Raw genomic sequence first — 17,563 nt, forward strand, 5'->3', positions numbered from 1 at the left:
CCACTCACTTCGTTCGTTGTGGTCAAACAGTGCCGATGAGTATGTCTACGAAGCGCGCTGGCGCGCGCCATCCCCAAAGCCGATCTTCTCCGTCGCCCCAGAAATCGCCCCCAGCCCAGCCCATCCCCTCACCCGCCGCTAACCACCAGCCGCTCTTGTTGGAGGGAAAAGACTGATCAGAAGGTTGAGCATGCGAGCGCCGAACGCTTCGTCTGTCTGCTCACCCGCTCCTCTCGCGCACCCACACGAGCAACAGGTTGTTGGCCGGCATCGCCACCCGTTCACGCAGCACCAGGCCGGCCTCCGCGGCTTCGTGCTCGACGTCCTCGCGCCGGCGCAGGCCCCAGCCGGCGTTGCGCAGGCGCAGGTCGACGTCGAAGCCCAGGTTGCCCGGCGTTGTCGGCACGCCGTCTTCCAGGTAGGGCCCGTAGGTGATCAGCACACCCTGCGGCGACAGATGGCGCGCGGCACCACGCATCAAGCCACCGCAACATTCCCACGGCGCGATGTGGATCATGTTGGCGCAGAAAACGGCATCGACCTGCGCCGGCACGCCGGGCCATTCGGGCGACAACACGTCCAGTCGCAGTGGCGCGCGCACGCGATCGAGCCCGGCGCACCAGGTGCGGATCGACGGCAGCGCCTCGGCCTCGAAATCGCTCGGTTGCCACTGCCAGCCCGGCAGCCCGGCGCTGCAATGCGCCGCATGCTGGCCGCTGCCGCTGGCGATCTCCAGCAGCAGGCCCTGCGGCGGCAACAGCCGCTGCAGTTCGGCCAGGATCGCCACGCGGTTGCGCTCGGCGGCGGGACTGTGGCGGCGAAGGTCGTCGGTCATGCAATCTCCTCAGCTCATCCGCAGCACGCGAGCCGCCTCTTCGAGCCGCGCATCCTCGATCTCGCGCAGCACGCCCGACAGATCGACCGCACCGGCACGCTGTTCATAGCGGCCGGTCAGCGGCATGCCCGGCACCAGCAGCCCGCCGGCGTACAGCGACCACATCTCGGGGCCGTACCGCGTTCCCAGCAGGCTCGGCGCGAAGCGGCCGAAGAAGTTGCGCAGGTTGTCGACATCGCGCATCAGCATGCGCGGCGCGTGGTTGTTGCCGGCGGCGTCAACCGCCTGCGGCAGGTCGATGATCACCGGCCCATCCGCGGCCAGCAGGATGTTGAACTCCGACAGGTCGCCGTGGATCACGCCGGCGCACAGCATGCGCACCACCTCGCCGATCAGCGTGGCATGGTGCTGCAGCGCCTGTTCTTCGGTGAACTGCAGGTCGTTCAGGCGCGGTGCGGCATCGCCCCGCTCGTCGGCCACCAGCTCCATCAGCAGCACGCCGTCGAGAAAATTGTGCGGCTTCGGCACGCGCACGCCGGCCGCCGCCAGGCGGTACAGCGCATCGACCTCGGCGCTCTGCCACGCAGCCTCCTGCTGCTCGCGGCCGAACGCCGTGCCCTTGGCCATCGCCCGCGCCTGGCGGCTGTTGCGCACCTTGCGGTTCTCGGTGTAGTCCACCGCCTGCCGGAAGCTGCGCTTGTGGGCCTCCTTGTAGATCTTGGCCGCGCAGGTCTCGTCACCGCAGCGCACGACGTACACATCAGCTTCCTTGCCGCTCTTGAGCTGGCGGACGACGCTGTCGATCAGGCCTTCGGCCACCAGGTTCTGCAGTCGTGCTGGAATTTTCATCGGGCCCATTCTCGGGCCTTTTCCCGTCGGGCCCGTCGACTCAGATCCCCTGCTTCGTCGGCATGATCACGACCTGCTGCAGGTTCACGTGCTTCGGCTGCGCGACGATGAAGCCGACGCTCTCGGCAACGTTCTCCGGCTGCAGGAACTCCATCGTCTTCTCGGCGCCGGCCAGCCAGTCCTTCGCGCCCTGGAAGGTCACATGGCCCTGCAGCTCGGTCGCGACGATGCCCGGCTCGATCATCGACACGCGGATGTTCTTCGGACCCAGCTCGATGCGCAGGTGCCGCGTCAGGTGGCTTACATACGCCTTGGTCGCGGTGTAGACGGCGAAGTACGGGTACAGGTACTGGCCCGCGATCGACGAGGTGTTGACGAGGTCGACGGTCGCGCCCTCGGCCGCTGCCTGCACCAGCTGCGGCACGAAGGCGTGGATCACGCGCATCACGCCGGTCACGTTCAGGTCGATCTGCTGCTCCCATTCGGCGAGCTTGGCCTCTTCGATCGCGCCGGGCAGCATCACGCCGGCGTTGTTGAAGACCAGGTCGGCCCGGCCGTAGGCCGCTGCCACTTGCGCGGCTGCAGCAGCCACCGAGGCCTGGTCGGTCACGTCGACCACCACCGCGATCGCCTCGCCGCCGGCCCCGGTGATCTCGGCCACCAGCGTGTCGAGCGCGTCCTTGCGGCGTGCGAGCACCGCGACCTTGGCGCCGCGCGCGGCCAGCAGCAGCGCCGACGCGCGGCCGATGCCGCTCGATGCGCCGGTGATGACGGCGACGCGGCCGGCGAGTTGGGAAGCGAAGAAGTTCGAAGAGGTGGCCATGAGGTTCGTCCTTGGGTTGCGCGCCGCGACAGCGACGCCTGGACCGAACTCTAGGAATCAAGCCTCAACCTGGGTAGTCCACCCAAGCCGTTACTTTGACAACCACGAGTTTCCAATCACCGGCGTGCCGCGCGGGCACGCCGGGCCAGTGCGCGCAACTCCGCCGGCGGGACGTAGAACTGCTTGCTGTCGCGCAGCCAGGTCGTGCTGAAGTCGATGAAGCGGCGAACCCGCCCCGGCATGTCGGCCCGCTGCGCGTAGTACAGGTAGAGGCCCATGCGTTCGCTGACGTGGCCGGTCAGCACCGGCACCAGCCGGCCATCGCGCAACGCGGCCGCGGCATTGATGCTGTCGACCTGGCCGAGGCCGATGCCGGCCAGCACCGCGAGACAGTCCGCCTCGGGCTCGCTGCTGCACAGCACCACCGGCACGTGGTGGAAAACCGCGCTGCCATCCACCTCGAACTCCCACGGCATCGGCCGACCTGTTCCCGGCTGGCGGTACGCCGTGCAGCGGTGCAGCAGCAGGTCCTGCAACCGCTCGGGCGCCGCGTGCTGTTCGAAGTAGCCCGGCGACGCGCACACGATCTGCTGGATCGTGAACAGCCGGCGCGCGATGACCTGGGCTTCGGGCGGGTTGCCGGCCCGGAAGCCGACGTCGATGCGCTCGCCGACCAGGTCGGTGAAGCGGTCCTCGAGCAGCAGGTCGATCTGGATCGCCGGGTGCTGCGCCTGGAAGGCCGCCAGCATCGGCACCAGCACCTGCCGCGCCACCGCACCGGCCGCGCTGACGCGCACGAGCCCTTCGTCGCTTCGCACCGCGCTGCGGGCGCGCGTCAGCGCCTCGACCAGCCCGTCGAGGTTCGGCCGGGCCGAGTGCAGCAGCCGCTCGCCCTCCTCGGTCAGCGAGTTCTTGCGCGTGGTGCGGTGGAACAGGCGCACGCCCAGGTGCTGCTCGAGCTGGCGGATCGTCTTGCTGACCGCCTGCGGGGTCGTGGCCTGCGCCAGCGCGGCCTTGTTGAAGCTGCCGAGCTCGGCCACGCGCACGAAAGTCGACAAGGCTCGCAATTCATCCATTCGCCCAGCCTACCGCAGCCGCCAGACCGCCCACATTTCGCGGCAGCACCGAAACGAAGCGACATGGTGCGTTGCAGTTGGTCTTCTTCTTGCTCTCGGCTCCCGGTTCTGTCCGGTCCGGCACCCGCCGGCACCGCCGGGCGCCCCTGAGCAAGGCGCGCGGAGTCCCGTCACCCGCTCGCCATCCCCACCAGGGAGGGAGGACCCCATGCAGAGAAGAACCAGGATCCATCGCGCCATCACGCTGGCTTTCAGCGGCGGCATGGCCTTGGCCAGCGCCCAGCAGGCCGCGGCACAGGAAGCGACAAAACAGCAACTGGAACGCGTGGAAATCACCGGCTCGTCGATCCGGCGTGTCGAATCCGAGACAGCCCTGCCGGTCACCGTCATCACCAAGGAGCAGATCGAGCGCAGCGGCGCGACCAATGTCGAGGCACTGCTGCAGCGCGTGTCGGCCAGCACCGGGCTGCAATCGGACACCACCCAGGGCGCCGGCTACGCGACCTCGAATGCCAACATGCGCGGGCTGGGTGCCAACTCGACGCTCGTGCTGCTGAACGGCCGGCGGCTCGCGAACCACCCGTTCGGCAGCATCGGCGGCACGGTCTCGGTCGACCTGAACAGCATTCCGTTCGCCGCGCTGGAGCGCATCGAGGTGCTGCGCGACGGCGCCTCGGCGGTGTACGGCACCGATGCGGTCGGCGGTGTCATCAACTTCATCACGCGTCGCGACTACAAGAGCGGCCAGCTGACGGTGCGCTACGGCGACACACAGGCCAACGTGGGTGGCCGGGAAAGCGGCCTGAGCCTCGCTTACGGCCAGGGCGACCTGCCGACCGACGGCTACAACTTCCTGTTCACCGCGAACTACCAGGACAACACCCGCATCCGCGCGATCGACCAGGGCTACTACAACCGTGGCGTCACCGAGATCCCGGGCTCCGCGCCGCCGACCTCGGGCCGCGGCTTCCCGGGCCGGCTGGTCGACTTCGGCATCAGCCCCGGCGCGTACCTCGGCACCAACGGCTTCAACGATCCGAACTTCGCGCCCTGCGACCCGAAGTTCACCGTCGTCACCACGGCGGTGGCCACCACGCCGAACGGCCAGCCGAAGCAGGCCTGCCGCTTCATCTACTCGGCCACGCTCGACAACCTGCCGGACCAGACCAAGGGCGACCTGTTCGGGCGCTTCAGCCTGCGCCTGGACGCGGACAGCGAGTTCTTCGCCGAGGCCTCCTATGCACGCAATCACAACATCGGACGCATCGCGCCGGTGCCGATCGACGCCACCGCGGGGCACCTGAACCCCGACACCGCCAGCTACCCGAGCTTCGCGATCCCGGTCACGAGCCCCTACTACCCGGCCGCGCTGCTGGCCACGCTGGGCTACGCCGCCCCGGCCAGCGGCATGGCCGAGATCTCGATGCGGGCCGTTCCGGTCGGCAACCGCATCAACGACAACGTCAACGAGCAAGTCCGCGCGGTGACCGGCATCAAGGGCACGGCGCAAGGCTGGGACTACGACTCGGCGCTGACGATCGCACGCGGCATGGGTACGCTGAACTACTCGGGCTACATCAGCGAGCCCCGGTTCATCGACGCACTGAAGACCGGCCAGATCAACCCGTTCGGCCCGAGCGATGCGGCCGGCGAGGCGCTGCTGCGCTCGACGCTGCTCGAAGGCACGATGCGCAAATCCACCAGCACCACCACGGTGCTCGACGGCAAGGCGAGCCGCGAGTTCCTCGAGCTGCCGGGCGGACAACTGGCGGCGGCGTTCGGCTTCGACCTCCGCCACGAGCAGGCCAAGGACACGCCGGTCAACGACGAGTACCGCCAGGGCCTGCACATCGGCGGCGAGGGCACGGTGCCGGAGACGCGGGCCAGCCGCAACGTGATCGCGGTGTTCACCGAGGTCAACGCGCCGTTCGCGAAAGGCTGGGAAGCCGGCCTCGCGGCCCGCTACGACCGCTACAGCGACTTCGGCTCGAGCTTCAACCCGCGCGCCAGCCTGCGCTGGCAGCCGGCCCGCGAGGTGCTGCTGCGCAGCTCGGCCGGCACCGGCTTCCGCGCCCCGTCGCTGTGGGACGTGAACAGCCCGCCGTCGATGACCAACACCGCCAACTCGCTGAAAGACCCGAACTGCCCGATCGCCAACGACGAACGCTGCGAAAGCCAGTTCAACGAGCGCTTCGCGTCGTCGGCCGACCTGAAGGCCGAGAAGTCGAAGCAGTTCTCGGCCGGCATCGTGCTGGAGCCGGTGAAGTGGCTGTCGACCTCGCTCGACTGGTGGCTGATCAAGAAGACGGACCAGATCAGCGTGGTCACCGGCGACGCGATCCTGACCGAGCCCGGGCTGCTGGCGAAGTTCGGCAACCGCATCCACCGCACCGCCGACGGCTTCATCAGCTACATCGACACGCCGGTCGAGAACCTGGGTGACCTGCGCACCTCGGGCATCGACCTCGACGTGACGACGCGCTGGGCGCTGCCCTCGGTCGGCAAGCTGACGGTCGCGTTGAACGGCACCTACGTCGACACCTGGAAGCGCCAGGCCTACAAGGACGGCCCGATGACCGACTACGCCGGCACCGCCGGCGACGGCGGCAGCGTGCAGCCGCACCCGCGCTGGCAGCACTCGTTCAGCATCGACCTGCAGCGCGACAGCTGGGGCGCGACGCTCGAGAACGTGTTCGTGAAGGGCTGGACCGAGTCGGCCGACCTGGTCGACGCCAACGTCGGCGTCCACCAGGAATACCACGTGAAGGACTCGAGCCGCTGGAACCTCTCGGGCGTCTACAACGGGCTGAAGGACTTCTCGGTGCGCCTGGGCGTGCGCAACCTGTTCGACGAGGAACCGCCGTTCACCGCGGTGGCGTCGTACGGCTCGCATGCCACCGGCTATGCGGCGTCGTTCGCCGACCCGCGCGGGCGCTTCTACTACGCGTCGGTGAGCTACCAGTTCAAGTAGTCGCCGGGCACGGCGGGCGCCTCGGGAGAGGCGCCCCGTTCATGGATAATGATGAGAATCGTTCTCATCTTCCAGTCCCATGCGCAAGCTCCAGATCGTCTCCCGCGTGGCCGCCGGCGTGCTCGGCGGCTGGTCCTTCACCTGGGGCTTCGTGATGCTCGGCATCGCGCTGGCGCTCGCCGCAGGCATGCCGTACGCCGATGCGCAGACGCTGCTCTACCTGGTGGCCTTCCTCGTCTACCTCGTCGTGTTCTGCTGGTCGTTCGCGGCCGCGAGCGCGGCGCGCGTGTGGCTCGTGCTGCTCGGCGGCGGTGCGGCGATGACCGGTCTCGGCTGGTGGATGACCCGGTTGCCGGCCGTTTGAGGAAGCACCCCATGTTCCCGACCTTCCGACTCTCGATGACGTGGCTGCACACCTGGTTCGGCCTGGTGCTCGGCTATGTGCTGATCGTCGTGTTCTTCTTCGGTTCGCTGTCGGTGTTCGACCGCGAGATCGACCGCTGGGCGATCCCCGAGACGCGCTTCGCGCCGCAGCCGATGTCGTCGTTCGACACGATGCTCGCGCCGATCTTCGCGCGCATGTCGCCCGAGGCCGACGAGTTGCAGGCCGCCGCGAAGCGCGTCAGCGGCCCGCTGCCGAAGGCGCTCGCGCCGATGAACTGGGGCGCCTACACGACGCACCGCGATCCGGTGCTGTCGCTGTATGCCGAGTACGCGGTGCCGAACAACCCGGACGACCCCGACGACCACGTGCACGGCCACGTGACGATCGACCCGCGCAACGGCCGCCTGCTGCCCGACGACCAGCTGAAGATCGGCAGCGAGTTCTTCTACCCGATGCACTACGGGCTGAACCTGACCTGGAAGGACCTCGGCTACTGGATCGTCGGCTTCGCGGCGCTGGTGATGCTGGCGGCGCAGGTCTCGGGCGTGGTGATCCACCGCCGGCTGTTCCGCGAGCTGTTCACCTTCCGCCCGCGCAAGCATGTGCAGCGCAGCACGCTCGACCTGCACAACCTGACCGGCGTGGTCGCGTTGCCCTTCCACTTCATGTTCGCGCTGACCGGCCTGACGGTGTTCGCGAGCATCTACCTGCCGGTCTCCGAGACGCTTCTGAAGCCGCAGGCGATGGCGGCGGCGATGGCCGATGCCACGGCCAAGGGCCTGCCCTTCAAGCCGGCCGGCGTGCAGGCGCCGCTCGCATCGGTGGATGCGATGGTGATCGAGGCCAAGCGCCGCTGGGCCGCGCGCGGCATGCCCGGTGAGGTCGGCTACCTCTACGTCAACCACGTCGGCGACCGCAACAGCACCGTCACGCTGTACCGCGCCGGCAGCGACCGCGTGACGCTGGTCGGCCAGCCGATCCACTTCGAAGGCAGCACCGGCCGCGTGCTGCTCGAGGAGCCGCCGCCGAGCGCGGTGGCCAGCGTCAACGACTTCCTGACCGGCCTGCACCTGCAGCATTTCGAGCACTGGCTGCTGCGCTGGTTCTACGTGTTCGGCGGGCTGATGGGCTGCATCTGCATCGCCACCGGCTTCATCTTCTTCGTCGAGAAGCGCAAGCGCCAGCATGCCAAGGCCGGCACCGGCGGTGCGCGCTGGGCCGATGCGGTGGCGGTGGCCACGGTGACCGGCATGCTGGTCGCGGCGCTGGCGATCCTGGTCGCCAACCGGCTGCTGCCCGCCGAGATGGCGCAGCGTGGCGACTGGGAGAAGGCGAGCTTCTGGGGCGCCTGGGTGCTGGCGGCCGCGCATGCGCTGTGGCGCAGCGCACCGGTGCGCGATGCGCGGCTGTCGCCGGCGTGGGCCGAGCAGTGCGCTGCGGTGGCCCTGCTCGCGTTCGCGGCGGTCGCGCTGAACTGGGTCACGACCGGCGACCATTTGATCAAGACACTCGCGGCGCGCTACTGGCCGGTGGCGGGGCTGGACCTGGCGCTGCTGGTCGTCGGCGCGATCGCCGCGACCGCCGCCGTCGGGCTGCGCCGCCGCGCACGCTCGGTCGTCGCGGTCGCCAAGGAAGATGAATTGGACGCGAACCAGGCCCCCACCGCGGACCGGCAGGAGACCGCGAATGCATAAGGCGCTGCTATTGACCCTCGCGCTGCTGTGCAGCGCCGGCGGCATCGCGTGGCTGGCGCTCGCGATGGAGGTGCACTGGCAGCAGGCGCGCGGCACCGCCGCCGGCCCGGGCCGGCGCACCGCGATCGGCTTGCGCGCGCTGGGCGGCGTGGCGCTGGCCGTGTCGTTCGGCGTCTGCCTGCTCGCCGACCACGCGACGATGGCCGTGCTGGTGTGGGTGATGTCGCTCGGGGCGTCCGCGCTGCTGGTGGCGCTGACGCTGGCGTGGCGGCCAAGCTGGCTGTCAGGGCTCGTGGCCTGGGCCGACCGTGGCTGAGCGCGGCGCTTTCCCGACGAGCCAACGACCCGACAGGTAGTCCGGCAGGCGCGACACGAGGGAATCCAGGAAAGGACGACCTCAATTGCATCTGAAGCAGCTCAAGCGCCATCAAAGACGGCTCATGCGCCGGTGCATGCCGTTTGCCGCATCGCTCGCTCGAATGCGACGGTGACACCCAGAATCTGGCCGATCATTCGCCGCTGGAAAGAACCTCGCATGACCCTGAAATCACTGCTCGCCGCCATCGGCGTCGCGCTGCTCGCCACCTCGCTCGGCGCGGCCAACTCCACGCTGCCCGAAGGCTGGATGCGCGCCGGCGATGCCGCCGCCTGCCGCCACGGCGTGCGCGCCGCGAGCGCCGCACCGACGCCGCGCGTCTTCTTCATCGACTGCCCGGCGCAGACCACCGGCTTCGCGACCGTGATGCAGCAGGTGTCGGCCGGGCGCCATGCCGGCCACCGCCTGCGATTGCGCGCGCAGCTGAAGACCACCGAGGTACAAGGCTGGGCCGGCGTCTGGCTGCGCGCCGACAAGGGCGGCAGGTCGGTGGCCTTCGACAACATGCAGGGCCGCGCACTGCACGGCAGCACCGATTGGCAGGCGATCGACGTGGTGCTCGACATTCCGCCCGGCGCCGAGACGCTGAGCTTCGGCTTTCTCACCGAAGGCGCCGGGCAGGCCGATGCGACGCAGTTCAGCCTCGACCCGGTCGGCACCGACGTGCCGGTCACGGCCATGGCCTCGGCACCGCTGACGCGCATCGAGCCGCAGCACCTGAGCCCGCCGTGACGGCGGCGCCGCTCGACGACTTCGTCCTCGAAGGGCGCTGGCGCAACGCGTTCATCGGTCTGCTGCTGATGGCCGCTGCCGCCGTGCCGTGGCGCGACCACCCGGCCTGGCGGCTCGCGCTCGCACTGTGGATCGGCTACGGCGTCGCGTTCATGCTGCTGGCCACGACACGCACGCCCCTGCGCTGGTGGATCGCCGCGCCCGTGGCGTGGCTCGCCGGCAGCGCGAGCGGCTGGGCCTTCGACCGCGCCACCGGCGGCGGGCCTGCCGACACGCTCGCCCGCGCCGCGCTGCACGGCGTGTTCTGCGGCCTGTGGATCGGCGTGCCGGTCGCGCAGTCGCTGGCCCGCCGGGCAACGGCACGGCGCGCCGAAGCCGAACGCGCGCGCCTGCAGGCCGAGCTGATGAGCCTGCAGGCGCAGATCGAACCGCATTTCCTGTTCAACACGCTGGCCACCTTGCGCAGCCTGGTGCGCCAGGGGTCCGCGCAGGCGCTGCCCTTGCTCGATGGCATCACCGGCCTGCTGCAGACGGCGTTGCCGCAGGTGCGCGAGCCGATGTCGCGGGTCGAGCGCGAGCTGCAGATGGTCGAGCAGTACCTCGGCGTCATGGCGATCCGCCTCGGGCCGCGGCTGCGCTGGCGCGTCGACGGCAGCGCCGAATCGCTGGCGCTGCCGATCGCCCCGCTGCTGCTGCAGCCGCTGGTCGAGAACGCGCTGCGCCATGGTGTGGAACCCGATGAAGCCGGCGGCGAGGTGCAGGTGAGCGCGCGTTGCGACGCCGGCCGCCTTCACCTGCGCGTGCGCAACACCGGGCGTCCGCTCGACCTCGCCACACGCGCAACAACGGCCGGAAACGGCCTCGCGCTGCGCAACCTGCGCGAGCGCCTGCACGCGCTGCACGGCGATCAAGCCGGCCTGACCCTGCACCGCGACACCGACGGCGCCACGCTCGCCGACATCGCCCTTCCCCTCCCCGACAAGCCCCATGCCGACAGCCCTGCTCGCCGACGATGAACCCGTGCTGCTCGACGAGCTTCGATCGCTGCTGGCCGAGGCCTGGCCCGAGCTGCAGATCGTCGCGACCGCCGGCACCGGCAGCCAGGCGCGCCGGCTGCTCGACGAGCACACGCCGGACATCGCCTTCCTCGATGTGCGCATGCCCGGCATCGACGGCTTGAGTGTCGCGGCGCTGGCGCCGGCCCGTACCCGCGTGGTCTTCGTCACGGCGCATGCCGAACATGCGCTGCAGGCCTTCGAGCACGAGGCGGCCGACTACCTGCAGAAGCCCGTCACGCCGGCACGTCTGGCTCGCACGGTGCAACGCCTGCGCCGCTCGCCGGCGGCACAAGCGCCCGCCGAGGCCCGCCTGCGCTTCCTGCACGCATGGTCGGGCCTGACGATGCGCGTGATCGAGGTCGACGAGGTCGCGGTACTGCGTTCGGACCTGCGGCACACGCAGGCGATCGCGCGCGACGGCACGGTGCTGCTGCTGCGCACCCCGCTGGCGGAGCTGCTGCCGCAGCTCGACGACGCGGTGTTCTGGCCCATCCACCGCGGCATCGTGATCAATGCGCGCTGCATCGAGCGTGTCGAGCGCGGCGACGACGGCGAGCTCGTCGTGCGCCAGCACGGATTGGCGGTGCCGCTGCCGGTCAGCCGCAGCCAGCGCGGGCGCTTTCGCGGCATGTGATGCCGCGCGTTGTCAGTCCTCGGCGCTGAACAGGGTTGCGGGCAACTCGAGCAGGCGCAGCACCGGATACAGACGCCATTCGGGTTCGGCATACCGCTGCGCCGCGAGGAAGATGAAGCCGAGCACCGCTTCCCGGTCGCCCAGCAGATCCGGATGCTCGGCCTTCCACGCCTCGAAGCGCGCACGCAGCCCCGGCTCGGCATCCAGCAGCCGCTCGGCCTCGTCCTCGAACACGTAGTCGCTGAAGCTCTCCTTCTTGTCGAGCACGCTGTCGAAGAACGCCCAGCGGAAGAAACTGTCGATGCCCAGCGGCTCCAGCACCTCGACGATGAAGCGATCGTGCGGTCCGCCGAGCGGGACCAGCCAATCGCCCTCTGCGACGTCGGCGGTGCGCATCACGGTCTCGACCTCCAGCACGTCGTGCAGGTGCCGGCCCTCGAACGGCATTCGCCGCTTGTCGAAGCGCGTGATGCGGCAAGCCTCGGCCGGCACGCGGCCCGCGCGCAATGCACGCTGCAGCGGCACGCCGTGCCCCTGCAGACGCAGCGCCACGTCATGCCAGGCCTGCGGCAGCAGGTAAGCGCGCGGCGGCACCGCGCTGACGGTGGTGCGGTAGCGGTCAAAGTACGGGATGTCTTTCACCCACGGCGCGCCGCGGTCGTAGCGCAGCCGCTGGTAGCTGCCGAGGCGGCTCGGTTCGTGCACCGCCGTGAAGCCGCTGAAGCGGAACGGCCGGCTGCGCTGCCGATCGAGCGACCAATCGAGCGCGACCGGTGCGCCACCTGCGATGGCCGCCCGGTCGGCCGCCCGCGCGGCGCGGATCGCATCGCCATGCGCCACCGTGTGCGCGAGTGCCGCCTCCACCAGCGCGCGCGTGCCGTGGTAGCGCGCCTCGAAGGCCTTCAGCATGTGCGTCTCGGGCATGAAGCCGATCGTGTGGTGCAGCGCCGCGTAGCCGGTCGAGAAGCGCGGCGAATCGAGGAAATCGGCGATACCGTCGTCCGGAATCTCCTGCAGCGGGTTCACGTACGGGCACATCGGGAAGCCGCGCTCGGCCATGTCGGCGTACAGCGCCGGCAGCATCGTCTCGCGCAGGTGCTCGCCGGTGCGGCCGCCGAGCTTGTCGGGCTGGGTCGCGATCAGCGTCACCACATGCTGGTAGTCGGCGCCGTTCGAGGTGTGGGTGTCGACCATCACGTCGGGGTCCCAGCGGGTGAACACTTGCGCGAAGCTGCGGGTGTTCAGGCTGTCGGCCTTGATGAAATCGCGGTTCAGGTCGAGGTGGCGCGCATTGCCTCGAAACCCGAAGGCCTCCGGCCCGTTCTGGTTGACGCGGCTGGTGTCGTGCCGGTTCAGCGCGCCATCGACGTTGTAGACCGGGATGAAGACCAGCACCGTGCGCCCGAGCGCCGCGCGCCGTGCCGGGTCGAGGCACAGGTCGCGCAACAGGGCCATGCAGGCATCGACGCCCTCGGGCTCGCCGGGGTGGATGCCGTTGTTGTTGAAGAACACCGAGCGACCGGCAGCCTTCACCGCGGGCGGATCGAAGACACCGTCGTTCGAGAACACGCCGACGTGGATCGGCACGCCGCCATCCGACCGGCCGGCCTCGTCGAAGCGCAGCCACGACGGGAAGGCCCGTGCCAGCCGCTGGTGGAAATCGATGCAGTCGCGCCAGGTCGTGGTCTGGTTGCCGTTGCCCCGCTCGAACGGCGTGGCCCAGTCGTCATGGATGTTCATCACCGCAGTCTAGGCGGTACGATGCCGGCCTCAAGAAATCGAGCCGAGGATTGCGATGCCCACTCCCTCCGAACTCATCGACGAGAAGATCGAAGGCCTGGCCGACTGGCGCGGCGAGATGCTCGCCACGCTGCGCGCGCTGATCCTGAAGGCCGACCCCGGCGTGACCGAGGACTGGAAGTGGAGCACGGCGGCCTGGTCGCACCACGGCTTGATCTGCACCGGCGAAACCTACAAGAAGGCGGTGAAGCTGACCTTCGCGAAGGGTGCCTCGGTGCCCGACCCGGCCAAGCTCTTCAACAGCAGCCTCGACGGCAACGTCCGCCGCGCGATCGACTTCCACGAAGGCGACAAGCCGGACGCCACCGCGCTGAAGGCGCTGTTCCGCGCGGCGATCGCGGTCAACAAGGCCGCGGGCACGTGAGCCCGCAGCGTCCGCCTGCAGGTCGAAGCCGGGTCAGCCGCAGGATGAATGCTCAGCCGCCGACATGCACCGTCACCACCGCGGCGCCGACACCGCCGCGCCCGTCGGTCACCACGTAGATGAAGTAGTCGGTGCCGCTGGTCATGCCGGCGGGCGGCGTGTAGGTGACGGTGCGGCCGTTCAGCACCGCCTGGCCGCCGAAGCTGGTCGCCGTGCCGGGCAAGGCGTACGAGAGATGAGCCCTGTGCTGATCGTGCGCGAGCCCCGCCAGGTGAACTTGCACGGGCACGCCGGCGGCCGTGCTGACCTCGGCGAAGGCGGCGTGCGGCGGCTTGTCGTGCCCGAGCGCTGCGACGCGCTGGTCGAACCAGGTGGTGAGGTAGCCGAGCACGGTGTTCTCGATGCCCATGTAGCCGTGGAAATTCAGCGGCCCGCAGACATCCGGCGACACGCCGTTGCCCGTGGCCGTGACGCGCACGCCGCCGCTGGCGATGTTGAACGACGGCCCCTTGCCCTGGACGAGCAGGCTCTCGTAGAACATGCGCGAACCGGTCGGCGTGGAAGCGATGCAGCCGTCCTGCTCATGCCACAGCACGTGCGTCGGGCGGTGCACGTAGTCGGCTATCAGGTTCGGCACGCTGGGCTTGCCCACCCACAGGCGGCGGCCGTTGTCGTTCGAATCGAAGGTGACGGTGCTGGAGGTGGAGATGCCGGTGGCGATCAGGTTCTGCGCCACCACCGAGATCGAACCGCGGCTGGTGCCCATCAGGAACACCGGCAGGTGGCGGGTGTCGAGCGACTTCAGCACCGTGAGGATGTCGACCGCGTGATCGACCGACACGCGGTAGAAGTCGGTCGCGGTGGTGACGTCGGTCGAGCCCGGCGGCACGCGGGGCCCGGGCACCGGCCGGTCGAGTGCGACCGCGAGGTAGCCGGCGTCGGCCAGCAGTTGCGCGGTGCGCACGACGAAGTTGTTGGCGCCGCCGGTCACGTCGCCGGCGCCGGTGTCCAGGTTGCCGCGGATGGCCATGTTGAAGTCGCCGCCGCCGATCAGCACGACGACCGCTTTCGGCGCGCTGCCGTTGGACGGCCAGTTGACGAAATAGTCCATCACCACCGGGCCGTCGATCGAGACGCGCGTGGGGGTCTGGCCGTAGTAGGCGCAGCCGTTGGACTTGGTGCGGCTCTCCAGCACGCCAGCCGGCGTGACGGTGCTGTCTTGCCGGCAGGTGGCGAGGGTCGCGTCGTCGTAGACCACGATGCGGGCCGTGCCGTCGACGGAGAGGCCGGCCCGGTCGGTGGCGCGGTAGGTGAAGGTGTCGACGCCCGCGGTGGCGGGGGCGGCGTAGGTGATGTGCTTGCCGTTCGCGGAGACGGCGGCCGAGCCGGTCAGCGGAGCGGAGAGCAGTTCGAGGTGGTGGTGGTCGTGTCGATCCGGGTCGTCGACGAGGGGCGTCAGGTTGACGATGGCGCCGGTGTGCACGGCGCGGCGCACGTCGGTGAAGGTGGGGGCATCGTTGGCGCGATGCCCGGCGCCGCGGGCCGCTTCGGCCGATGCAGTGGCAGGGCCGGGGTCGGCGCCTGCGGCAACCGCGAGTGAACAGAACGCCAGCGTGGCGAGCTTTGCTTTCAAGGTCATGTGGGACTCCTCCGTGAGTGCCGGGAAGCGTAGCGGCAACGCGCGGAGGGCTCAAACCCCCTTGCGGGGGATTCGAGCGCCCAGAAGCTCAACCGGTGGCAAGCGCCGCCACAGCCGCCGCACCGAGCGCACCCGCGTAGATGCTGAAATCGTCGACCTTGCCCTTCAGCAAGGGATCGGTCGCGTACTGCGACTTGCCGATGAACCCGGCCATGCCGACACCGAGGTGGTACGGCGCATAGACCACGTCGGCCTTGCTGCCCACGGCCACGCCGTCGACGTACAAGGTCGCCAACTGCCCGGACAAGGTCACCGCCAGGTGCGTCCACTGTCCGGTCGGTACGGCCGTCTGGCCGACGACGTTCTGGGCGACATAGCCGTGCTCGGTGTCGATCGAGAACTGAGGCAAGCCTTGCGCATTTCGCGCCACCAGGAACATGGATCTCCGAGGACCGGAACCGAAGTCGAAGACCCGGGCCCAGGTCGTGGCGGCATCGAGGAAGACCCAGGTCGCGATGGTGAAGTCGCTCAGCGATGCAATGACGTTGGCCGGCAACGCGATGAAGTCGGCCACGCCATCGAGGACCACCGAGTGGCCCGCCTTGCGACCCGCCGCCCAGCCGTCGGCGCGAACCGTCTTGCTGGCCGGCCATTGCCCGGTGGCATCGACGGCCGCCGTGCCGGTGGTTTCATCGAACGTGAGCTGCAGCAGTTGCTGCGCTTGGGTCGACACCGCCACCTCGTTGGACGTGCCGCTTTCACCAGCGCCATTGACGGCGGTCACCACGTACCAGGCCGACGCGAGCGGCGCCGTGTCGGTCCAGGTCAGGACCGATGTCACGCCGGTGGCGACGACCGCGTACGGCCCGCCGGCGCGAGCACCGCGCTTCACGGTGTACGAGTCGGCATCCGGCACGCCCCACCACGACAGTTCGACCTTGACCGCTTGCAGCCGCGCCGTCAGGCCGCTCGGCCGTGCTCCGGCGACGGGATCGCGCGCGAAGGTCAGCGTGCCGAAGCCGAGCTGATCGCCGTTGTCTCCGTCGTACTCCGGGCGCAATTGCAGGGCCTGCTGCCTGACCTCGGGCGCTGCGATGCCGAGGCGCCCTTCGTAGTGGTGGAGCACCAGCTCCCAGACCGGGCGCTTGATTCCCAGGCCGCCGCCGAGCACGGTGCTGTAACCCTGCTTGTTGTTGTAGGGCAGATAGGGGACTCCCTCGAAGCCCCCGTTGCCGTCCGGCAGGTTCGACTTCGCCACGTACCGGGCTCCGGCCAGGAAGCGGTGGTTGTCGTACGAATAGAGGTCGTCGCCCTGGTTCCATGCCGCCTCGAGGAATGCGCCGGCGAGGCCGATGCCCAGCGTGGAATGGCCCTGGTCGCGCCCGCTTTCCTGCCACTGACCCAGGTTCCCCGGGTGCACGTGGTAGACCGCTTGCAGGCCGGCGCCATGGCCCTGGCCGTTCCGGTAGTAGGCGAGCGCCTGGTCGTAGAGGTCCTCCCGGTCGCACAGCACGCCGATGCTGAGCATGCTGGCCAGCGTGCACTGGTCCCAGTTGGCCCAGTAGTTGGTGATCACCGCGCCGTTGTGGTTCTTCAGGAAGTCGGCGTTCCACGGATAGAAGACCGTCAGCATCATGTTCTGGAAGCGCTTGAAGTCTTCCGCCGCCCACCCGCTGTAGCTGCGCATGATCTCGGCCGCGTTCGCGAACTGGTAGCCATAGATGCCCGCGGCCAGGAATCGATCCGCGTTGCCGACGATCGAGGTCAGCGTGCCGGACCATGCGTTGAGAAAGACGACGGCCTGGTCGGCATAGCGGGCGTCCTGCGAGACCTTCCAGCGCAAGGCCAGTTGGTAGGCGCGGGCGATGTCGATGTACATCTGCGCGAAGTTCGAACCATCGCCACCCCGCACCACCTGCGCCAGTGGTCGAGGCGCGGCACCGAGCTGCGAGCGGCCGTTGGCGATGAGGGCATTCCAGCCGTCGGTCCATGGCTGCGCGCCCAGCGCGACCTTCTCGCGCATGCGGGTGAAGTCGGCTTCGGTATGAAGCAGCCCCGGGTGGACAAAGACCCGGGACGCCCCCTCGCTCGGCTGACCGGCCGATCGGCCGGCGTCTGCCGAATCGGCCTGGGTCTCTTCACCGTTGCTGCAGGCCTGCAGACCGAGCCCGCCGGCGCCGATGCCCAGCATGAAGGCCCGTCGCGAGAACGGCAGCGCTCCCTGGTTGTTGTCGTGAGTCATGGCGGTGCCGCAGGGCTTCAGCTTCGATGGCAGCATTTGCAGCAAAGCCCGGGCCATGCCTGAGGACCCGAAACAGGCGCAGCTT

Annotated in this window: 15 protein-coding genes; 8 read left to right on the forward strand and 7 right to left on the reverse strand. The window is 69.4% G+C overall.

The features are described 5' to 3' along the window. Positions 1-220: 220 nt before the first annotated feature. From BUE42_RS29540 to BUE42_RS29555, 4 genes are all read right to left on the reverse strand, one after another. Positions 221-835 carry a DUF938 domain-containing protein gene (locus BUE42_RS29540; protein WP_073468866.1) on the reverse strand — a complete coding sequence of 205 codons (615 nt, stop codon included), beginning with the start codon at positions 833-835 and terminating at the stop codon, positions 221-223. A 9-nt stretch (positions 836-844) separates the two neighbouring features. Continuing rightward, entirely contained in the window at positions 845-1,684 is an 840-nt protein-coding gene (locus tag BUE42_RS29545) for a PA4780 family RIO1-like protein kinase (protein WP_073468895.1), read from the reverse strand. A 40-nt stretch (positions 1,685-1,724) separates the two neighbouring features. Next, entirely contained in the window at positions 1,725-2,507 is a 783-nt protein-coding gene (locus BUE42_RS29550; RefSeq protein ID WP_073468867.1) for an SDR family oxidoreductase, read from the reverse strand. Positions 2,508-2,623: 116 nt separating this feature from the next. Then, the gene (locus BUE42_RS29555; protein WP_073468868.1) at positions 2,624-3,583 is read right to left on the reverse strand and encodes a LysR family transcriptional regulator; all 960 of its coding nucleotides are present in this window, start codon (positions 3,581-3,583) and stop codon (positions 2,624-2,626) included. 208 nt (positions 3,584-3,791) lie between these two features. On the opposite strand from BUE42_RS29555, the gene BUE42_RS29560 reads away from it, so the two are divergent. The 7 genes from BUE42_RS29560 to BUE42_RS29590 all read left to right on the forward strand — a co-directional run bounded on the left by BUE42_RS29560 (position 3,792) and on the right by BUE42_RS29590 (position 11,433). Next, positions 3,792-6,554, forward strand: coding sequence for a TonB-dependent receptor plug domain-containing protein (locus BUE42_RS29560; protein ID WP_083614751.1), 2,763 nt, complete (start codon positions 3,792-3,794; stop codon positions 6,552-6,554). Positions 6,555-6,633: 79 nt separating this feature from the next. Continuing rightward, positions 6,634-6,918 carry an iron uptake protein gene (locus tag BUE42_RS29565; protein WP_073468870.1) on the forward strand — a complete coding sequence of 95 codons (285 nt, stop codon included), beginning with the start codon at positions 6,634-6,636 and terminating at the stop codon, positions 6,916-6,918. Between the two features lie 11 nt (positions 6,919-6,929). Continuing rightward, the gene (locus tag BUE42_RS29570) at positions 6,930-8,633 is read left to right on the forward strand and encodes a PepSY-associated TM helix domain-containing protein (protein ID WP_073468871.1); all 1,704 of its coding nucleotides are present in this window, start codon (positions 6,930-6,932) and stop codon (positions 8,631-8,633) included. Further along, on the forward strand, positions 8,626-8,949 hold the full coding sequence (locus tag BUE42_RS29575) for a DUF3325 domain-containing protein (protein WP_073468872.1): 324 nt from the start codon (positions 8,626-8,628) through the stop codon (positions 8,947-8,949). The genes BUE42_RS29570 and BUE42_RS29575 overlap by 8 nt, the downstream gene beginning before the upstream one ends. A 219-nt stretch (positions 8,950-9,168) precedes the next feature. Then, positions 9,169-9,741 carry a hypothetical protein gene (locus BUE42_RS29580; RefSeq protein WP_073468873.1) on the forward strand — a complete coding sequence of 191 codons (573 nt, stop codon included), beginning with the start codon at positions 9,169-9,171 and terminating at the stop codon, positions 9,739-9,741. Then, on the forward strand, positions 9,738-10,757 hold the full coding sequence (locus BUE42_RS29585; protein ID WP_073468874.1) for a sensor histidine kinase: 1,020 nt from the start codon (positions 9,738-9,740) through the stop codon (positions 10,755-10,757). Before BUE42_RS29580 ends, BUE42_RS29585 begins: the two co-directional genes overlap by 4 nt. Next, positions 10,729-11,433 carry a LytR/AlgR family response regulator transcription factor gene (locus tag BUE42_RS29590; RefSeq protein ID WP_073468875.1) on the forward strand — a complete coding sequence of 235 codons (705 nt, stop codon included), beginning with the start codon at positions 10,729-10,731 and terminating at the stop codon, positions 11,431-11,433. The genes BUE42_RS29585 and BUE42_RS29590 overlap by 29 nt, the downstream gene beginning before the upstream one ends. A gap of 12 nt (positions 11,434-11,445) precedes the next feature. Here BUE42_RS29590 and BUE42_RS29595 read toward each other — a convergent pair whose 3' ends face one another. Next, positions 11,446-13,173, reverse strand: coding sequence for a M14 family zinc carboxypeptidase (locus BUE42_RS29595; protein ID WP_073468876.1), 1,728 nt, complete (start codon positions 13,171-13,173; stop codon positions 11,446-11,448). Between the two features lie 55 nt (positions 13,174-13,228). Here BUE42_RS29595 and BUE42_RS29600 point away from each other — a divergent pair, with 55 nt between their 5' ends. Then, positions 13,229-13,597, forward strand: a complete 369-nt coding sequence (locus tag BUE42_RS29600) for a DUF1801 domain-containing protein (RefSeq protein ID WP_073468877.1) — start codon at positions 13,229-13,231, stop codon at positions 13,595-13,597. Between the two features lie 52 nt (positions 13,598-13,649). Here BUE42_RS29600 and BUE42_RS29605 read toward each other — a convergent pair whose 3' ends face one another. Together BUE42_RS29605 and BUE42_RS29610 are read right to left on the reverse strand one after the other, a co-directional pair. Further along, positions 13,650-15,236 carry an Ig-like domain-containing protein gene (locus BUE42_RS29605; protein WP_073468878.1) on the reverse strand — a complete coding sequence of 529 codons (1,587 nt, stop codon included), beginning with the start codon at positions 15,234-15,236 and terminating at the stop codon, positions 13,650-13,652. 88 nt (positions 15,237-15,324) lie between these two features. Beyond that, a complete protein-coding gene (locus BUE42_RS29610; protein WP_073468896.1) occupies positions 15,325-17,478 on the reverse strand; it encodes a LamG-like jellyroll fold domain-containing protein in 2,154 nt (717 codons plus the stop codon). Between the last annotated feature and the right edge of the window lie 85 nt (positions 17,479-17,563).

This window comes from Rhizobacter sp. OV335, assembly GCF_900142965.1.
In the GTDB taxonomy this organism is placed as follows: Bacteria; Pseudomonadota; Gammaproteobacteria; order Burkholderiales; family Burkholderiaceae_C; genus Rhizobacter.

What these genes read in the sequence shown, in the direction of transcription:
- BUE42_RS29540 (WP_073468866.1), bottom strand. Translation starts at nt 835, where the DNA reads ATGACCGACGACCTTCGCCGCCACAGTCCCGCCGCCGAGCGCAACCGC.
- BUE42_RS29545 (WP_073468895.1), bottom strand. Translation starts at nt 1,684, where the DNA reads ATGAAAATTCCAGCACGACTGCAGAACCTGGTGGCCGAAGGCCTGATC.
- BUE42_RS29550 (WP_073468867.1), bottom strand. Translation starts at nt 2,507, where the DNA reads ATGGCCACCTCTTCGAACTTCTTCGCTTCCCAACTCGCCGGCCGCGTC.
- BUE42_RS29555 (WP_073468868.1), bottom strand. Translation starts at nt 3,583, where the DNA reads ATGGATGAATTGCGAGCCTTGTCGACTTTCGTGCGCGTGGCCGAGCTC.
- BUE42_RS29560 (WP_083614751.1), top strand. Translation starts at nt 3,792, where the DNA reads ATGCAGAGAAGAACCAGGATCCATCGCGCCATCACGCTGGCTTTCAGC.
- BUE42_RS29565 (WP_073468870.1), top strand. Translation starts at nt 6,634, where the DNA reads ATGCGCAAGCTCCAGATCGTCTCCCGCGTGGCCGCCGGCGTGCTCGGC.
- BUE42_RS29570 (WP_073468871.1), top strand. Translation starts at nt 6,930, where the DNA reads ATGTTCCCGACCTTCCGACTCTCGATGACGTGGCTGCACACCTGGTTC.
- BUE42_RS29575 (WP_073468872.1), top strand. Translation starts at nt 8,626, where the DNA reads ATGCATAAGGCGCTGCTATTGACCCTCGCGCTGCTGTGCAGCGCCGGC.
- BUE42_RS29580 (WP_073468873.1), top strand. Translation starts at nt 9,169, where the DNA reads ATGACCCTGAAATCACTGCTCGCCGCCATCGGCGTCGCGCTGCTCGCC.
- BUE42_RS29590 (WP_073468875.1), top strand. Translation starts at nt 10,729, where the DNA reads ATGCCGACAGCCCTGCTCGCCGACGATGAACCCGTGCTGCTCGACGAG.
- BUE42_RS29595 (WP_073468876.1), bottom strand. Translation starts at nt 13,173, where the DNA reads ATGAACATCCATGACGACTGGGCCACGCCGTTCGAGCGGGGCAACGGC.
- BUE42_RS29600 (WP_073468877.1), top strand. Translation starts at nt 13,229, where the DNA reads ATGCCCACTCCCTCCGAACTCATCGACGAGAAGATCGAAGGCCTGGCC.
- BUE42_RS29605 (WP_073468878.1), bottom strand. Translation starts at nt 15,236, where the DNA reads ATGACCTTGAAAGCAAAGCTCGCCACGCTGGCGTTCTGTTCACTCGCG.
- BUE42_RS29610 (WP_073468896.1), bottom strand. Translation starts at nt 17,478, where the DNA reads ATGACTCACGACAACAACCAGGGAGCGCTGCCGTTCTCGCGACGGGCC.